Annotated in this window: 16 protein-coding genes; 4 read left to right on the top strand and 12 right to left on the bottom strand. The window is 58.3% G+C overall.

What is annotated here, in order from left to right; genetic code table 11:
• Positions 1-49: 49 nt before the first annotated feature.
• The 5 genes from QUE89_RS06985 to QUE89_RS06965 all read right to left on the bottom strand — a co-directional run bounded on the left by QUE89_RS06985 (position 50) and on the right by QUE89_RS06965 (position 2,519).
• Entirely contained in the window at positions 50-547 is a 498-nt protein-coding gene (locus tag QUE89_RS06985; protein ID WP_286222481.1) for a DUF3291 domain-containing protein, read from the bottom strand.
• 87 nt (positions 548-634) lie between these two features.
• Positions 635-1,042 (bottom strand): VOC family protein, encoded by a 408-nt coding sequence (locus QUE89_RS06980; RefSeq protein WP_286222480.1) that lies wholly within the window; start codon positions 1,040-1,042, stop codon positions 635-637.
• 82 nt (positions 1,043-1,124) lie between these two features.
• Positions 1,125-1,505 (bottom strand): phosphopantetheine adenylyltransferase, encoded by a 381-nt coding sequence (locus QUE89_RS06975; RefSeq protein WP_286222479.1) that lies wholly within the window; start codon positions 1,503-1,505, stop codon positions 1,125-1,127.
• A gap of 87 nt (positions 1,506-1,592) precedes the next feature.
• Positions 1,593-1,985 (bottom strand): hypothetical protein, encoded by a 393-nt coding sequence (locus tag QUE89_RS06970; RefSeq protein WP_286222478.1) that lies wholly within the window; start codon positions 1,983-1,985, stop codon positions 1,593-1,595.
• A 99-nt stretch (positions 1,986-2,084) separates the two neighbouring features.
• Positions 2,085-2,519 carry a GFA family protein gene (locus QUE89_RS06965; protein ID WP_286222477.1) on the bottom strand — a complete coding sequence of 145 codons (435 nt, stop codon included), beginning with the start codon at positions 2,517-2,519 and terminating at the stop codon, positions 2,085-2,087.
• 546 nt (positions 2,520-3,065) lie between these two features.
• On the opposite strand from QUE89_RS06965, the gene QUE89_RS06960 reads away from it, so the two are divergent.
• Entirely contained in the window at positions 3,066-3,419 is a 354-nt protein-coding gene (locus tag QUE89_RS06960) for a tyrosine-type recombinase/integrase (RefSeq protein WP_286222476.1), read from the top strand.
• Here the strand turns inward: QUE89_RS06960 and QUE89_RS06955 are convergent.
• The 5 genes from QUE89_RS06955 to QUE89_RS06935 form a co-directional block, all read right to left on the bottom strand.
• Positions 3,416-3,691, bottom strand: a complete 276-nt coding sequence (locus QUE89_RS06955) for a YrhK family protein (protein WP_286222475.1) — start codon at positions 3,689-3,691, stop codon at positions 3,416-3,418. The two genes, QUE89_RS06960 and QUE89_RS06955, sit on opposite strands and share 4 nt — an antisense overlap.
• 73 nt (positions 3,692-3,764) lie before the next feature.
• A complete protein-coding gene (locus tag QUE89_RS06950; protein WP_286222474.1) occupies positions 3,765-4,112 on the bottom strand; it encodes a 4a-hydroxytetrahydrobiopterin dehydratase in 348 nt (115 codons plus the stop codon).
• A gap of 99 nt (positions 4,113-4,211) precedes the next feature.
• Complete coding sequence (locus tag QUE89_RS06945) at positions 4,212-5,516, bottom strand: TRAP transporter large permease (protein WP_286222473.1); 1,305 nt, start codon at positions 5,514-5,516, stop codon at positions 4,212-4,214.
• The gene (locus tag QUE89_RS06940) at positions 5,506-6,000 is read right to left on the bottom strand and encodes a TRAP transporter small permease (protein ID WP_286222472.1); all 495 of its coding nucleotides are present in this window, start codon (positions 5,998-6,000) and stop codon (positions 5,506-5,508) included. The genes QUE89_RS06945 and QUE89_RS06940 overlap by 11 nt, the downstream gene beginning before the upstream one ends.
• Positions 6,001-6,072: 72 nt before the next feature.
• Positions 6,073-7,077 carry a DctP family TRAP transporter solute-binding subunit gene (locus QUE89_RS06935; RefSeq protein ID WP_286222471.1) on the bottom strand — a complete coding sequence of 335 codons (1,005 nt, stop codon included), beginning with the start codon at positions 7,075-7,077 and terminating at the stop codon, positions 6,073-6,075.
• A 296-nt stretch (positions 7,078-7,373) separates the two neighbouring features.
• On the opposite strand from QUE89_RS06935, the gene imuA reads away from it, so the two are divergent.
• From imuA to QUE89_RS06920, 3 genes are read left to right on the top strand one after another with little or no spacing between them, the layout of a single operon-like run.
• Positions 7,374-8,063: a translesion DNA synthesis-associated protein ImuA gene (imuA, locus tag QUE89_RS06930; RefSeq protein ID WP_286222470.1), complete on the top strand. Its 690-nt coding sequence runs from the start codon at positions 7,374-7,376 to the stop codon at positions 8,061-8,063.
• Between the two features lie 7 nt (positions 8,064-8,070).
• A complete protein-coding gene (locus tag QUE89_RS06925; protein WP_286222469.1) occupies positions 8,071-9,489 on the top strand; it encodes a Y-family DNA polymerase in 1,419 nt (472 codons plus the stop codon).
• A complete protein-coding gene (locus QUE89_RS06920) occupies positions 9,489-12,608 on the top strand; it encodes an error-prone DNA polymerase (RefSeq protein WP_286222468.1) in 3,120 nt (1,039 codons plus the stop codon). The genes QUE89_RS06925 and QUE89_RS06920 overlap by 1 nt, the downstream gene beginning before the upstream one ends.
• A 214-nt stretch (positions 12,609-12,822) precedes the next feature.
• On the opposite strand, the gene QUE89_RS06915 is transcribed toward QUE89_RS06920, so the two are convergent.
• Both QUE89_RS06915 and oadA read right to left on the bottom strand, forming a co-directional pair.
• Complete coding sequence (locus tag QUE89_RS06915) at positions 12,823-14,157, bottom strand: sodium ion-translocating decarboxylase subunit beta (RefSeq protein ID WP_286222467.1); 1,335 nt, start codon at positions 14,155-14,157, stop codon at positions 12,823-12,825.
• A gap of 14 nt (positions 14,158-14,171) precedes the next feature.
• Entirely contained in the window at positions 14,172-15,956 is a 1,785-nt protein-coding gene (gene oadA / locus QUE89_RS06910) for a sodium-extruding oxaloacetate decarboxylase subunit alpha (RefSeq protein WP_286222466.1), read from the bottom strand.
• Positions 15,957-15,974 lie beyond the last annotated feature (18 nt).

Genomic DNA, 15,974 nt, shown 5'->3' with positions numbered 1-15,974 from the left:
CAGGGCCGTCCGGTCGAGGCCGCAGGCCGGAACGAAGTTAATTGATTTGTTAAGTTGCTGGACATTCACCACCCAAAGTATCAGCCGGCACGCTGGCCAATTCACTGGGAGCTGGGAAGGCTTTTTTGAATGTGAAAGCCTCGGCGGTTGGTCCGTGCTCTCTCAGGATGTTTAGCTTTTGCGCCGCTTCTTCGACTGACGGAATGTGACCGGCAGGCACCCACCAAAGAACCATGTATGCCTCACCCATTTTGTGGAACCACTCTTTCTTGCGGCGCATGATCTCGACGTGGGCAGACCGATAAACGTAATTATGCAAAGCCTCGACCGAACCCCAGAGAGAAAGATTCACGATCTTATCGGAGCCGAAATAATCTATGCCGGTGGCATCACCTTCTGCGGTTTGCAAGCGCCAGACAAAACCAGGGGAATCCTCAGCCAACGCATTGATCCTGTCCAAATTCGCAACGAAATCTGAAAGCTGAGGAGAATCGATTGGAGCCATGAGCGTGGCAATGTTGAGTTGGGCAATTTGATACGTACTCACAGTTTCCTCCCTGGAAACACTTAACGCTGAGCTAAGCGGCGCCACGACAGTGGCGTCCGGTAGACGGCCGTCAGGCCGGGAACGACCTTAAACGGCTTTTAAAGCATTGATCTGGCGAACAAAGCCGGCCTCATCTCTAACACCTACTCGGTTGCCATCAGGGTCGCTAATGTTGATCGTCCTTCCCCACGCGCTTTCTGTAATGGCTGCCTGGATGCCCCATGCTCTAATTTCCGCCAAGGCTTCCTCCAGATCGTCGACGTTGAAACGTAGTTTGAAGCAACCCTCTTCAGGTGGCTTGACGCCGTCCTTTGCTTTGCCTCCTTGCTCAACCATCAAGTAGCCATCTCCGTACTCAAGGCAGGTGAGCCTAAAACCGTCCTCGTCTTTCTCGAACAGCTGACGCAAGCCAAAGAGATCTCGATAGAACGCCACGCACTCTTCGAACTTTTCAGTGTTCAGGATTATTCCGTAGCGGGCTATATTCGCGTGCATGAACTTTCCTTGTGCTTAACGCTGAGCACAGCGGCGGCTGAAAACCGTCCGGTGGCCGTAGGCCACGTACTGCTGCGCCTTGTTAAATTTTGTTGCGGGTGACGACATGGATTGCCCCTGCAACAATGAGCGCGATGGTAGCGATAATGTCTGCGATCACGACCTTGCGAATGGACTCGTTGTACCCGCCAACTGACCACGCAATCGCGATGAAGGACACAGCGCTGACGAGGCCTGCGACAATCGCCAACGTTCGTAGCGATGGTTGGAACGCTGCATACACTAAGAACAGGCCAAGAAGCCCGAACAGGATAGCTCGGTGACGCATCAGGATTTCAATGTTGGGCTCACCCAACGAAAGGCCGTATAAGGCAGCAAGGCGCTCCACACCCAGTACGCCCGAAACGGGCAAGAGATGAATGATGCCTACGAGTACCATCAGGCCTGTGACAACTTTCTCCATGCTTGCCTTTCCTCCCTGACTTTAACGCTGAGCTAAGCGACGCCACGACAGTGGCGTCCGGTGGACGGCCGACAGGCCGGAAAAAACTTAAGCGGCTTGCTCTACATTTTTCAGTTTTTCAACGACTTGCGAGGGGGTCAGCTCTTTCCCCTCCCATACCTCTACTTTGTGGGCGCCAGCCCCAAGGGCTAGCTCACGCAGTATCTTGACTTCCACTTGGCAGAGACCGTTTTCAGTCATTTCCAAAGGGTGAATCAGAACCGCAGGGCTTCTTCTGATAAGGGTTTTAGGCAGCACCTTTTTTATGCCCTTCCTCAGCTCGTGCTCTGCTCGTGAAAATTCTCCAACGAGCAGACGAGAGGTACTGAAAGGCTCCGGGGAAGAAATAATTTCAACCGAGGGATCACCTGTCACTCTCGCTATTTCGAATCGATTCCGTGAAACCTTAACGTAGAGTTTTTCCTCAAACAATTTTCTCAAAACTATGTATTCCTTGCGTAACGCCAGCCATGCAACCGCCGCTTTGTGGCGCCGGCTGCATGGCATTGCTGGGCGCTCCAATATGTGAATGTTCCGATGCTACCCTCCAATACGTTCGCCAGAGCCACCCATTTCTTCAGGGACATCTTTCAACTTGGTAATTCCATCGTGGATACGCAATACAGCTTCTTGGTAATGCACATGGACGTCAGCTATAAATGGAAAGCTAGGTATCACTGCAGCGTATACATCAGTTAACCCCATCGACGGGTGCTCAGTAAGAATATGCCCTCCGCAGGTTTTGCACCATTTTCGGTGGCTTTGAGGAGTTTTGGCGTAAGTCCCGATATTCTCGGCACCCTGAGTGATATTCACTGATTCAGGTTTCCACAGAGTGAAAGCATTTACTGGTCCGGCTGACCAGCGCCGGCACGATTCACAATGGCAATAGCCCATGGCGGCAGGATCGCCAGAGACTGTTAATTGGACTGCACCGCAGAAGCAGCTGCCAGTGTGCGTCTGTTTATTGCTCATGATGCACCTCCTACCTTAACGTTCAGCCTCTCGGAAGTCTGACTGCTCGTAGAAGTGTAGAAGTTCTCCTGCCAGGACGCCCAACAGCCTATTCAACGAACCAGTTCTTAGAACACCCGTTCGCATAATTTCAATCTTTCAGGCTTTCCTGGCTCCGAAATTCTTAAAAAACCAAACACTAACCAGAAAGCCTCACAGCTACCGCCGAAGTTATACGCCCCTCACAAACACTAACTCGCGCGACAGAAAGGGCGTATAACTCCAATATATCCAAATCACTGCTCTGACCATATCAGATACTTACGGAGGATTCCCCGGCGCTTTCTGGGGTTTTGCGAACAGGTTCGTATAACTCCGGCTCGCATTACTCGTTGACGGATGACTCGTTACAAGGATGCTTTATAAAAATACAGTTATAGGAGCTGAAACGTGGATATGGATATCTCCTCCCCCGTGCCCGTGCCCGTGCACCCCATTCGATTTCTGGACCGGCTTCGGGCCTTCATTCGAATGCGTAGCCTGGCCTACAAAACCGAAAAAACTTAAGTGTTCTGGATCAAGCGTTTCATTCGCTTTCATGATCGCCAACACCCTGAGGCGATGAGAGCTTTAGAGGTAGCGCTAAACGCGCTGGTCTTTTTATATCGGGAGTTTCTGAGCGTACCTCTGGACAACCTGAACTACGAAGCCGCACATAAGCCGCAGAAGCTGCCTACTGTGTTCAGCCCACAAGAAGCCAAGGCAGCCATCGATAACATGGAAGGTGAGTATCGACTGATTGCCATGCTGATTTACGGCGCAGGATTGCGCATCAATGAGGTTCTGCGCCTCCGGGTTAAAGATGTGGATTTTGGGATGCAGCAGTTGATCGTCCGCAGCCCGGTAGATGACGGCTTCTAGCTTTCCCAGTTGCTTGAAGGTATTCGCTTTACATGAATATGGCTTGCCAGCCGGATGGTGGGGCGAACGAGAAACTGAAAACTGCCTATGATGAACAACCAGATTGCAGTTTTCTCGTCCTCTGGGAACAGGAAAAGAACACTCCCCACCAAAAACCAGATCGCGATGAAGAAGTCGTTCACGACACTGATCACCTCGTAACGGCGGCGGATGATCAGCTCTTCATGGCCGAACTTCAGTACAAGAGGGCTATCAGTGCAGTGTTCAACCATGGCTCGTCCTGTTGCTGATGGCTGGGGTTAAGGAAGGATTGAGGTGGCGGAGACTCAGCTCCGCCACGGCAGATTATTGCATGGCGTTGTATGCTGCGTCGGTCTTCGCCGCCATGATGAAGTCATTGCGATGCAGGCCGCCAATGGCATGGGTCCACCAGCTCACGGTCACCTTGCCGTATTCCAACAGAATGGCAGGGTGATGGTCTTCCGCTTCGGCCAGGTCACCCACTTTATTGGTGAAGGCCTGGGCCTGGGCGAAGTTCTTGAGCTTGAACACCTTGTGCAGTTGCTCTTCCCCATCGGCCTCTACGATCTTCCAGTCCGGGATGTCCTTGTGCAGCGTTTGTTTCTCGGCGCTGGTCACCTTGGGTGCATCTTTATTGCAGGCTTCGCAGTGTTGTTGGGTCAACTCGCTCATGGCCAACCTCCCTGGTTGATAACTGTGTTACTAGCGTGGGTGCCAAGGCGCACATTATCAAGCCCACCCTGCCGCGACTTCGCTTTCACCTCATCAGGTCTACCACTGCCCCACCACAAACCCGAGCTTGTCCGGTAGCCACAAGGCAATCCCTGGCAACAGCATCACCAGCAGTAAGCTAACGCCCATGGCGGCGATGAACACCAGAGCCCAGCCCAGGGTGTGTTCCAGCCGGATATTGGCAATGCGGGTGGTCACCATCAGGTTGACGGCCACGGGAGGGGTGAACTGGCCGATGGCAATGTTCATGGCCAGCAGGATGCCAAACCACACCGGGTTCCAGCCAAAGTGGTTCATCAGCGGCAGCACAATGGGAATCAGGATGAGGTAGATCGATACCGCATCCAACAGCATGCCGGCGATCAGTACCAGCACCATCACCAGTCCCAACAACACCCAACCGTTATCGGACAGCGACAGCAAGGCATCAGCCAGATGTTGGAAGGTACCCAGGGTAGTTCCAGCCCAGGCGAAGATACCAGCCAATGCGATGATCAGCATGACCACACCGGAGGTCACGGCGGCATCGGTGATCAGGTCAAACAGGTTGCGAATGCTCAGGTTGCGATACACCAGGCAGCCTACGATCACCCCGTAAGTCACCGCCACCACGGCGGCCTCTGTAGGGGTGAACAGCCCGGACCGCAGCCCCCCCAGAATGATCACCGGGGCAAACAGCGCCGGCAACGCCGCCTTGAAGCTGGGCCAGAACGGTGGCCTTTCAGAGTCTTTCGGGTCTTCCCAGCGGTACTTGCGGGCCAGAAACAGGGCCGGCACCAGCAGAGACAAACCGGCCAGAATGCCGGGGAATACTCCGGCAGCAAACAATGCGCGCAGGTCTACACCCGGCACTACAATTGAATAGAGGATCAGCGCAATGGACGGCGGAATCAGTATGGCGGTTGAAGACGATGCCGCAATCAGGGTCGCAGAAAACGGTTGCGGGTAGCCGGCCTTGCGCATGCTCGGCAACATCACCATGGCCACGGCAGCTGCGTCCGCCGGGCCCGAACCACTCATGCCACCCATGATCAGGCAGACCAGCACAGCAACCACGGTCAGCCCGCCATGGCGGGGACCAATGATGGCCTGGGCAAAGCGCACCAGGCTGGCTGCCACCCCGGCCCGCTCGAAAATAAGCCCGGTGAGGATAAACAACGGGATCGCGATCAGCGGGTATTTGGCCACGCTGTTGTAGGTGTTGGTGCCCAGCGTTGCCAGCATGTCCGGTGACAGGCCCGCCAGAATGCCCACCACGCCGCCCAGGCCAAGGGCGATCGCAACCGGCACACCCAGTAACAGCGCCAGCAGAAAGCTGCCTATCAGTAGCAGATCAGGACTCATGGACAACCTCCGGATCAACCTTGCCGCGCAGGCGATCAATGAGGTTCTGAGTCATCCGGATGATGATGGCCAGCGACAACACCGGCAGCCAGATCACGTAGATCCAGTTTGGCAATCCCAGCCCCGGCGACAGCGACTCCCACTGATACTCCTCCAGCGCAAACTTGCTGCCGTACCACACGGTGATGCCCATCACGGTGACCCCGGCCAGCCACTGCAGCACAAACACGGCTTTCTTTAAGGATGGTGACAGGACGTCTTCAATCAGCTCGATACGAATGTGCTGGTTGTGGCGGGCGGCAACCGCAGCACCGGCAAAGGTCAGCACTACCAGCAGGAACACGGAATACTCTTCGGTAAAGGCAAACGAGGCATCGGTCGTGTAACGGACAATGACGTTGCCCAAACTGATGACACAAATTCCAATCAAAGCCAGGGCGGCCAGCCAGGCATCAGGCCTGAACTTCGGGGGGCGAGCAGACATGAAAACTCCGGATTGAATAGCAGCACCCGTCAGCCGACAGGTGCTTTAACAGACAGAGCCTGGTGTTAGGGATTAGCGGTTAGCTACAGCTTCCTGGGCCTGTTCTACCAGCTCTTCACCAATGCGGTCGGTCCACTTGTCGTACACAGGACGGGTCGCCTCAACAAAAGCGGCGTGTTGCTCCGGGCTCAGTTCAACCACCTGCACACCACGCTCTTTGATAGCCGCCAGGGTCGCTTCCAGTTCGCCACGGGATTTTTCAATTTCCCACTGGCCGGCATCAATGGCTGCCTGCTTGAGCAAAGCCTGGTCTTCCGGTTTGAACTGGCTCCATACCCGGTTGCTCACCGCGAATACCAGCGGGTCGGCCATGTAATGCCACAGAGTGAGATGCTCCTGCCCCACCTGATCAATACGAGCCACGTCGAATACTGAGATTGGGTTCTCCTGGCCATCAACGGCGCCGGTGGTCAGCGCAGGCTTGGCATCGGCCCAGCTCATTTGAGTCGGGTTTGCGCCCAGTGTCGTGAAGGTATCCTGGAACAGCGGGGAACCCACCACGCGAATTTTCAGGCCTTCAACATCTTCAGGAGCGGTAATCTTGCGTTTGGAGTTGGACAGCTCCCGAAAACCGTTCTCGCCCCACGCCAGCGGGGTAACACCGCGCTTTTTGATCGCTGCGAAAATGGCCTCGCCGGCCTCACCCTGGGTGATGGCATCGATGGCTTCGTAATCCGGCATCAGGAACGGCAGGGAGAACAGGTTCAGCTCCGGCACCTGGGGAGACCAGTTGATGGTAGAGCCAACCGCCATGTCGATCAGGCCCGAACGCATGGCTGAAAATTCCTTGGTCTGGTCCCCGGACACCAGCTGGGAGTTGCTGTAAATCTTCATGTTGATGCGCCCGTCTGAGCGCTCCCGAACCAGCTCAACCCATTTGTCGGCAGCCTGCCCCCAGGGGAACGCGGATGGCAGCACGGTGGAAACGGTGTATTCATCTTTGTATTGGGCGGTGGCCGCAGCACTGAACAACAGGGCGGCGGCTGTGGTAGCCAGGAGAATCCGGCGCTTCAACATGTCGTTTTCCTTTTTATGGTTATGAATATCCAGCTGGTTACGCTGCAAGAGTGTAAACCTACAACACCATCAGGCGATTATAGAAGGGGGTTTTAACTAGACGCAAAAATAAAAAGTCTATATCGAATATATGAAAATCAGTTTTACAAATTGAAGCCTGAAACTGGATTTCACCTGACAGCGATCCACACACCCCTCCTCCCTAACCCATCCTCCTACAGCTCCCCTCACCCATACCTTGAAATCTGCCCCTATTCAGAATACTGTATATTTAAACAGTGTTTGAGACTTTTCCCATGAGCGAACTTCTGAACACGCTGATGCAGGATGCCCGTGTCTGGCAGGGGCACCAGCACCGGCCAACCAGCCAAGCGGCGGAACCAACCGGCTACCAGATCCTGGACAACCAGCTTGGTGGCATCGGCTGGCCCCGGGGGGCGTTGAGCGAGTGTCTGCTGGATAACTCCGGCATCGGCGAGCTGCACCTGTTGCTGCCCTTGATGCAACGGCTGTCCCACAGCGGAAAAACCGTGTTTTGGCTGAATCCGCCACACATGCCCTATGCCCCGGCGCTGGCCCGGGAAGGCGTGAACCTGGATCAGGTAGTCATGATCCACACCGACGAGGCCGGTGATTTCCTGTGGACGCTGGAAAACTGCCTGCGCTCGCCGGTTACCGGCCTGGTAATGGCCTGGCCCGGCAAGCTGGCGTCCCGGGATATCCGGCGGCTGCAGTTGGCGGCGGAAGCCGGCAGCAACGTGTGTGTACTCTTTCGCGAGCGCCGCTATGCCGACCAGAATTCACCCGCGGCCCTGCGCCTGGAACTGGAGCCGGGCGACAACCAGGAGCTGAAGATCAACATCGTGAAGCGCCGGGGCAGCTGGCCCGGCCAACGCTGTGCCCTGGCCATGGCGCAGCGAGCTGACCTGACCTTCCATGAGGCTCCCCGAGTAGTTCAGGGACCCTGGCCCGCCTCTACCCGGTAATATCGCGATGCTCTGGTTGTATCTGCACTTCCCGCACCTGCTGCTGGACCACATTCGCCGCACCCGCGAGGAAGCGGACGCACTGGTGATTGTCGAAGGCTCCGGACAAAAGGTAATACAGGCCTGCCCGGAAGCCCGGGACCAGGGCGTGCATGCGGGCATGCGTCTGAAAACCGCCCTCAGCCTGGTGCCGGAGCTGGGCACCGTGCGTGCAGACCAGCAGCAGGAAGCCCGGATTCTGGAAGATCAGGCCCGCTGGCTGTACCGCTATGCCGCCCACATCGTGCTGGTACCACCGGATGGCCTGATGGCGGAAATCGGCAGCCTGAAACGGCTTTATGGCGGCCTGCCCGCAGCCTGGCAAACCGTGGAACAGGCCTTGGACGAACGCCAGCTTACCGCCTGGCCCGGCCTTGGCCACACGCCCCTGGCCGCCCGCCTGATTGCCCGTGCAGGCAAAGGTGAATGCACCGATGACAAAGGCCACATTCAACGCACCCTGAGCCAGATGCCGCTGTTGGCGGCCGAGTTTGATGCCCGCACCTGCACCCGCCTGCAACGGCTTGGGCTGAACACCCTGGGAGAAGTCTTTGCCCTGCCCGCGGCCGATCTGGCGCGCCGGCTGTCGCCGGAAACCCTGGCCCGGGTTCAGAAGATCCAGGGCACCCGGCCAGACCCACAAGCGCCCTGGCAACCGCCGCACCACTTCCGGCAGCAGGCGGATTTTGTGCAGGAGATAGAGTTGTCCCAGGGGCTGTTGTTCCCACTGCAGCGCATACTGGCGGAACTGGAAGAAGATCTGTGCTGGCGCCAGCAGGAAACCGACAGCCTGTTGCTGGCACTCCGGCACCGGCACGAAGAACCCACCCGTATTCGTATCCGAACCTCAGGCCCTGAGCACCGGGCTGATGCGTTCCTGAATCTGGTGCGCCTGCGGTTTGAGCAGCAGCCGTTGCGGGCACCGGTGGTCTCACTGCAGTTATCCGTAAAACGCTTTCTGGGCCGGGAAGCCGACACCGGCCAGGATCTGCTGGGCGAAACCCAGGATCTGAACGAAGCCTGGCACACCCTGATGAGCCGACTGCAGGCCCGGCTTGGCGATCAGGCCCTGCAACAGCTGTCGCCCCAGGCAGACCACCGTCCGGAACGGGCCTGGAGCGCCTCCGGGGTACAGCGCAACAACCGGCCAGCAGGCACCACGGCTAACCAACTGCCCCGACGCCCGCTGTGGTTACTGCAGGGGCCGCAACCACTCACGGAAGCACCCATCGCCTGGTTTGCCGGCCCGGAACGCATCAGCGGTGGCTGGTGGGACGGCCAGCGGGTGCACCGGGACTATTACATTGCCCAACTCAGCAGCGGCCAGCTGGCCTGGGTGTTCCGGGATATCCGGGAAGGCTGGTTCGTGCATGGATGGTTTGGCTGATGACCGGGTCTGTCTACGCTGAGCTGTTCTGCTTCAGCAACTTCACCTTCCTGACCGGCGCCTCACATCCCCACGAGCTGGCCGAACGGGCGGCGGAACTGGGCTATGCCGCATTGGCCATCACCGACGCCTGCTCGGTGGCCGGCATCCCCCGGGCCTGGGCTGCCCTGAAAGACAGCCCGGTAAAACTGATTACCGGCAGCTGGTTTGAACTCGAAGATGCCCCACCCGGCGCCAGCCTGCCCCGGTTCATTCTGCTGGCCCGCACCCGCCGAGGCTACGGCCAGCTGTGTCAGCTGATCACCACCGGCCGGCGCCGGGCCGAAAAAGGCCAATATCAGCTGTTCTTCCGGGACGTTGAAACTCACGCGCTGGATGACTGCCTGTGCCTGTGGTTACCGCCCACCCTGGCCGAAGCCGACGCCGATCAGGCCCTGGCCTGTGGCGAATGGCTGCAACGCCTGTTTGACCCAAGATTGTGGATCGCTGCCGCCCGCACCCTGGAATCCGGCGAAGAACAGCAACTGGCCCGGGCCCGCTGGCTGGCCGACCAGTTGCGCTGCCCGATCACCGCCACCGGCGAGGTGCACATGCACAGCCGGGAACGCCAGCCCCTGCAGGACGTGCTCACCGCCCTGCGCAATCACACCAACCTGGAACAGGCCGGCCACTGCCTGTTCCAGAATGGCGAACGCTACCTGCGCCCGGCACCGGTGCTGCAACGGCTGTTTCCAGACACCTGGCTACGGGAAACCCGGCGAATTGCCGACCAGTGCACCTTCCAACCCGGCAGCCTGCGCTACGAATACCCACCGGACCTGGTGCCCGAGGCAGAAACCCCGGCCGCCTACCTGAAACGCCTCACCCGCGAAGGCGAACGCCGCCGTTACCCGGAGGACACGCCTCTGACCGTGCAGGCCCTGATCCGCAAGGAGCTGGATCTGATCTCGGAGATGAAGTACGAACACTACTTCCTCACCATTCACGACATCGTCGCCTTCGCCCGCAGCCGGGACATTCTCTGCCAGGGCCGGGGCTCGGCCGCCAACTCGGCGGTGTGTTACTGCCTGGGCATCACCGAAGTAAACCCGGCCCGGGTCGAGCTGCTGTTCGAACGCTTTATCTCGAAAGACCGCGACGAGCCCCCCGATATCGACGTGGACTTTGAACACGAACGCCGGGAAGAAGTCATCCAGTACATTTACCGGCGCTACAGCCGGGAACGGGCAGCACTGGCGGCGACAGTCATCCGCTACCGCCCCCGCAGCGCCATCCGTGATGTCGGCAAGGCCCTGGGCTTTGACCCGGCCCAGGTAGAACAATTGCTGGAAGGCATCGACTGGCGCGACCAAGCCACCGGCTGGCGCCAACAAGTACTCGACAAACGCCTGACCCGAAACCCCAAGGTGGCGGACCAGTTCTTCACCCTGGTTAACACCCTGCTCGGCTTTCCCCGCCACCTGTCCCAGCACGTGGGCGGCTTTGTCATCAGCTCCGGCCCGCTGGCCGAACTGGTGCCGGTGGAAAACGCCGCCATGGCCGACCGCACCGTGATCCAGTGGGACAAAGACGACCTGGAAAGCCTGGGCCTGATGAAAGTGGATGTACTCGCCCTGGGCATGCTCTCCGCCATCCGCAAGGCCCTAGAACTGATCAGCGACCAGAAAGGCCACCCGTTCCAGATGCAGGACATCCCCCTGGAAGACCGCGCCACCTACGACATGCTCCAGAAAGGTGACAGCATCGGCGTATTTCAGGTGGAATCCCGCGCCCAGATCAACATGCTGCCAAGACTAAAACCGGAAACCTATTACGACCTGGTGATCGAAGTGGCCATCGTTCGCCCCGGCCCTATTCAGGGCGACATGGTGCACCCCTACCTGCGCCGAAAGCACGGACTGGAACCGGTGGACTACCCCAACGACGCCATCCGCAAAGTACTCGAGCGCACACTGGGCGTACCCATCTTTCAGGAACAGGTCATCAAACTCGCCATGGTAGCCGCCGGCTTCTCCGCCGGTGAGGCGGACCAACTACGCCGGGCTATGGCCGCCTGGAAATCCCACGGCGATCTGACTCCGTTCCGGGATAAACTCATCACCGGCATGCTCGAACGCGGCCACGATGCCGACTTCGCCGAACGGCTGTACCAGCAGATCTGCGGCTTTGGCGGCTATGGCTTCCCGGAATCCCACGCCGCCAGTTTTGCGCTGCTGGTGTACGTCTCCGCCTGGATCAAATGCCACTACCCGGCCGCCTTCTACTGCGCGCTGCTGAACAGCCAGCCCATGGGCTTCTACTCGCCCTCTCAACTGGTCCAGGACGCTCGCCGCCGCGGCGTCGCCGCTTTGCCGCCAGACGTCAATCACAGCCAATGGGACCACACCCTGGAAGGCCCCGAGCGCAAATTGAGACTGGGCCTGCGGCTGATCCAGGGCCTCTCCGCCAAGGGTGCCGAACGCTTATGCCAACAGCGCCCGCCCGAAGGCTATCGCTCCACCAGCGAACTGCGCCAGCGCGCCGACCTCAACCAGCGCGACATGGAACTGCTCGCCGGCGCCAACGCCATGCCCGACTTCACCGATAACCGGCACCAAGCCTACTGGCAGCTACTCGGCCACGAACAACCAGCCGAACTCTTCGCCGCCGAAGCAGCCGAAACCTACAATCAGGAAACCTGCGAGCAATTGCCCGAGCCCAGCGAGGGCCAGAACGTACTCGCCGACTACGCCAGCCAGGGCCTGACCCTGCAACGCCACCCGTTGGCCCTGCTCCGAGACCAGGGCCACCTGCAGTTCTGCCTGAGCGCCGAACAACTCCAACAAACCGAAGCCGGCCGCCCCGTCCAGGTCGCCGGCTTGGTTACCGGCCGCCAACGCCCCGGCTCCGCCTCCGGCGTAACCTTCGTCACCCTGGAAGACGAAACCGGCAACGTAAACGTGGTGGTCTGGCTCGAAACCGCCCGGCGCCAGCGCAAACCACTGTTAACCGCCCGACTGCTGCATGTGAAAGGAATTCTGGAACGAGAAGGCGACATTATTCATGTGATGGCAGGAAAGCTTTCCGACCTGAGCCATCTCATCAAGACGCTCCCGGTCAGCTCAAGAAACTTTCATTAGAGATTTCAGAAGCGAACACCCCAAAGATCAAAGAGCCGTGGTGGGGCCTCCTTTCAGGAATGTTGCAGGCCAAGGATGGCCGAAAACAAGCGCACATGGATGTGCTCGTAGCGGTTCCTGAAAGGAGGCCCCACCATGGCTCGAACTCCCAACTGGCAGTCTTAAAAACAAAAACCCCGCACAAAGGCGGGGTTTTCGGTACTGCGAGAAATGATCAGCTAAGCAGCTTGATCATCACACCAGCAGCAACCGCAGAGCCGATAACACCAGCCACGTTTGGACCCATGGCATGCATCAGCAGGAAGTTCTGCGGGTTAGCTTCCAGACCAACCTTGTTGGAAACCCGTGCCGCCATCGGTACAGCCGAAACACCGGCAGAACCAATCAGCGGGTTGATGGCTTCCTTGCTGAACTTGTTCATCAGCTTCGCCATCAGTACGCCAGAGGCCGTACCCACACCGAAGGCAACGATACCCAAGCCCAGGATGCCCAGAGTCTGGCCGTCCAGGAACTTGTCCGCCATCAGCTTGGAGCCAACAGACAGGCCAAGGAAGATCGTCACAATGTTGATCAGTGCGTTCTGGGCCGTGTCGCTCAGACGCTCAACAACGCCACACTCACGCATCAGGTTACCGAAGCAGAACATACCCAGCAGCGGAGCCGCATCAGGCAGGAACAGAACCACGGCAATCAGTACTACCAGCGGGAAGATAATCTTCTCTTTCTTGCTGACCGGACGCAGCTGATTCATCTTGACCGCACGCTCTTCGTGGCTGGTCAGCGCCTTCATGATCGGCGGCTGAATCATCGGTACCAGCGCCATGTAGGCGTAAGCCGAGACCGCGATGGCACCCAGCAGGTGCGGCGCCAGAACACTGGATACGTAAATGGACGTCGGACCGTCCGCACCACCGATGATACCGATGGCCGCAGCTTCCAGGATGGTGAAATCCAGGATGCCGAAAGCGTCCAGCAGGGCCGCACCAATCACGGTACCGAAGATACCGAACTGTGCCGCGGCACCCAGGAGCAGAGTCTTCGGGTTCGCCAGCAGCGGACCGAAGTCGGTCATCGCGCCCACACCCATGAAGATCAACAGAGGACCGATGGTGCTGCCGATAACCACTGAGTAGAAGTTATACAGCATGCCATTGCCATAACCGGCATCCTGGGCAACGGCATTCGCCATCGCCATTTCGGAATAGCTGGCCTCTTTTACCGCCACCTTGAAGGCTTCCTTCAGTTCGGGCGTTGCCGCCTGCCCGGCCTGGTAAGCAACATCCAGCGGCGCTGCCAAGGCAGCCAAAACCTCTGTCGCGCCATTCTTCAACCCGAAGTGGATAGCATTTTCCGCCGCAGTCAGGGCCAGCCCTGCCTCCGGAATGTTCGCCAGGATGCCGCCGAAACCAATAGGTACCAGCAACAGTGGCTCAAAGCCCTTGCGGATCGCAAGGAACAGCAGGAGCAGACCGATGGCAATCATCACCACCTGGCCTGGTTCGATATTGAACAGGCCACTGCCTGTCCAGAGCGTCATAATTTTTTCCATGGAATGCTGGCCCTTTATGCGATTGTCAGCATTTCATCATCAGGAGAGACGGCGTCACCGACCTTGATGAAGACTTCGCCGATAGTACCGGCCTTGGGTGCGCGAACCTCGGTTTCCATCTTCATGGCTTCGAGGATAATCAGCACATCGCCTTCTTCGACAACATCGCCCGGGGAAACCTGAACCTTGAAGATGTTACCGCCCAGAGGCGCAACAACCGGCTCACCTTCACCTGCAGCAGGTGCAGCAGAAGCTGCGGCCGGAGCAGAGGCTGCGCCGCCCTCGCCCTGGATCTGGGTGATTTCACCACCTTCAGATACAGCAACCACATACTTCTTGCCGTTAACATCGACGGTGTAAGTCTCGGGACCAGCAGCCTTCTTGGCAGGTGCAACATCGTCAGCGCTCGGCACTGGCTCAAACGCATCCGGGTTGTCACGGTTCTCAAGGAACTTCAGGCCGATCTGCGGGAACAGTGCATAGGTCAGCACGTCGTCCTCGACATTATCAGCCAGCCTGATGCCCTTCTCGTCTGCCAGCTTCTTCAGCTCGTCGGTCAGCTTGTCCATTTCTGGCTCAAGTACATCCGCCGGACGACAGGTCATCACTTCCTTGCCATCCAGAACGCGGTCCTGCAGCTCCTTGTTCATGGGAGCCGGTGCAGCGCCGTACTCACCCTTCAGGATGGCAGAGGTTTCCTTGGAGATGGACTTGTAACGCTCGCCGGTCAGAACGTTCAGTACCGCCTGGGTACCTACAATCTGAGAGGTCGGAGTGACCAGCGGGATGAAGCCAAGGTCTTCGCGAACCTTGGGAATCTCATCCAGAACCTGATCGAACTTGTCGCTCGCGTTCTGCTCACGCAGCTGGTTTTCCATGTTGGTCAGCATGCCGCCCGGAACCTGAGCAATCAAGATGCGGGAATCGGTGCCACGCAGGCTGCCTTCAAACTTCGCGTACTTCTTACGCACCTGGCGGAAGTAGCTGGCGATTTCTTCAAGCAGGGTCAGGTCCAGGCCGGTATCACGGTCTGTGCCTTCCAGGATGGCAACAACCGCCTCGGTGGGCGAGTGGCCATAGGTCATGCTCATGGAAGAGATCGCGGTGTCCACGTTATCGATACCAGCTTCCGCGGCCTTGATGGCGGTAGCGGTAGACATGCCGGTGGTGGCGTGGCACTGCATGTGGATGGGGATATCCAGCTCTTTCTTCAGACGGCTGACCAGATCGTAAGCCACGTACGGCTTCAGAATGCCGGCCATGTCCTTGATGGCGATGGAGTCCGCGCCCATGTCGGCAACTTCTTTCGCCATTTCAACCCACATGTCGACGGTGTGTACGGGGCTGGTGGTGTAGGCGATGGTGCCCTGGGCATGCTTGCCGGTCTTGCGAACGGCCTTGATGGCACGGTCCAGGTTACGCGGATCGTTCATTGCGTCGAAAATCCGGAACACGTCTACGCCGTTCTCGGCAGCACGCTCACAGAAACGGTCGACCACATCGTCCGCGTAGTGACGGTAACCCAGCAGGTTCTGGCCACGCAGCAGCATTTGCTGTTGGGTGTTGGGCATGGCCTTTTTCAGTTCACGAATGCGCTCCCAGGGGTCTTCGCCCAGGTAACGGATGCAGGAGTCGAAGGTAGCTCCGCCCCAGGATTCCAAAGACCAGAAACCAACCTTGTCGAGTTTCTCGGCAATGGGCAGCATGTCATCAAGCCGCATGCGTGTAGCAAGCAGGGACTGGTGGGCGTCACGCAGGATAACGTCCGTAATCCCCAGCGGTTTCTTTGTGTCAGTCATCGTGTCAGCCTTCTGTTT

Origin of the sequence: Marinobacter sp. LA51, assembly GCF_030297175.1 — a bacterium.
Taxonomy (GTDB): Bacteria; Pseudomonadota; Gammaproteobacteria; order Pseudomonadales; family Oleiphilaceae; genus Marinobacter; species Marinobacter apostichopi.
The sequence above is the reverse complement of the archived record's forward strand: the minus strand, read 5'-3'. Positions and strand labels throughout refer to the sequence as shown.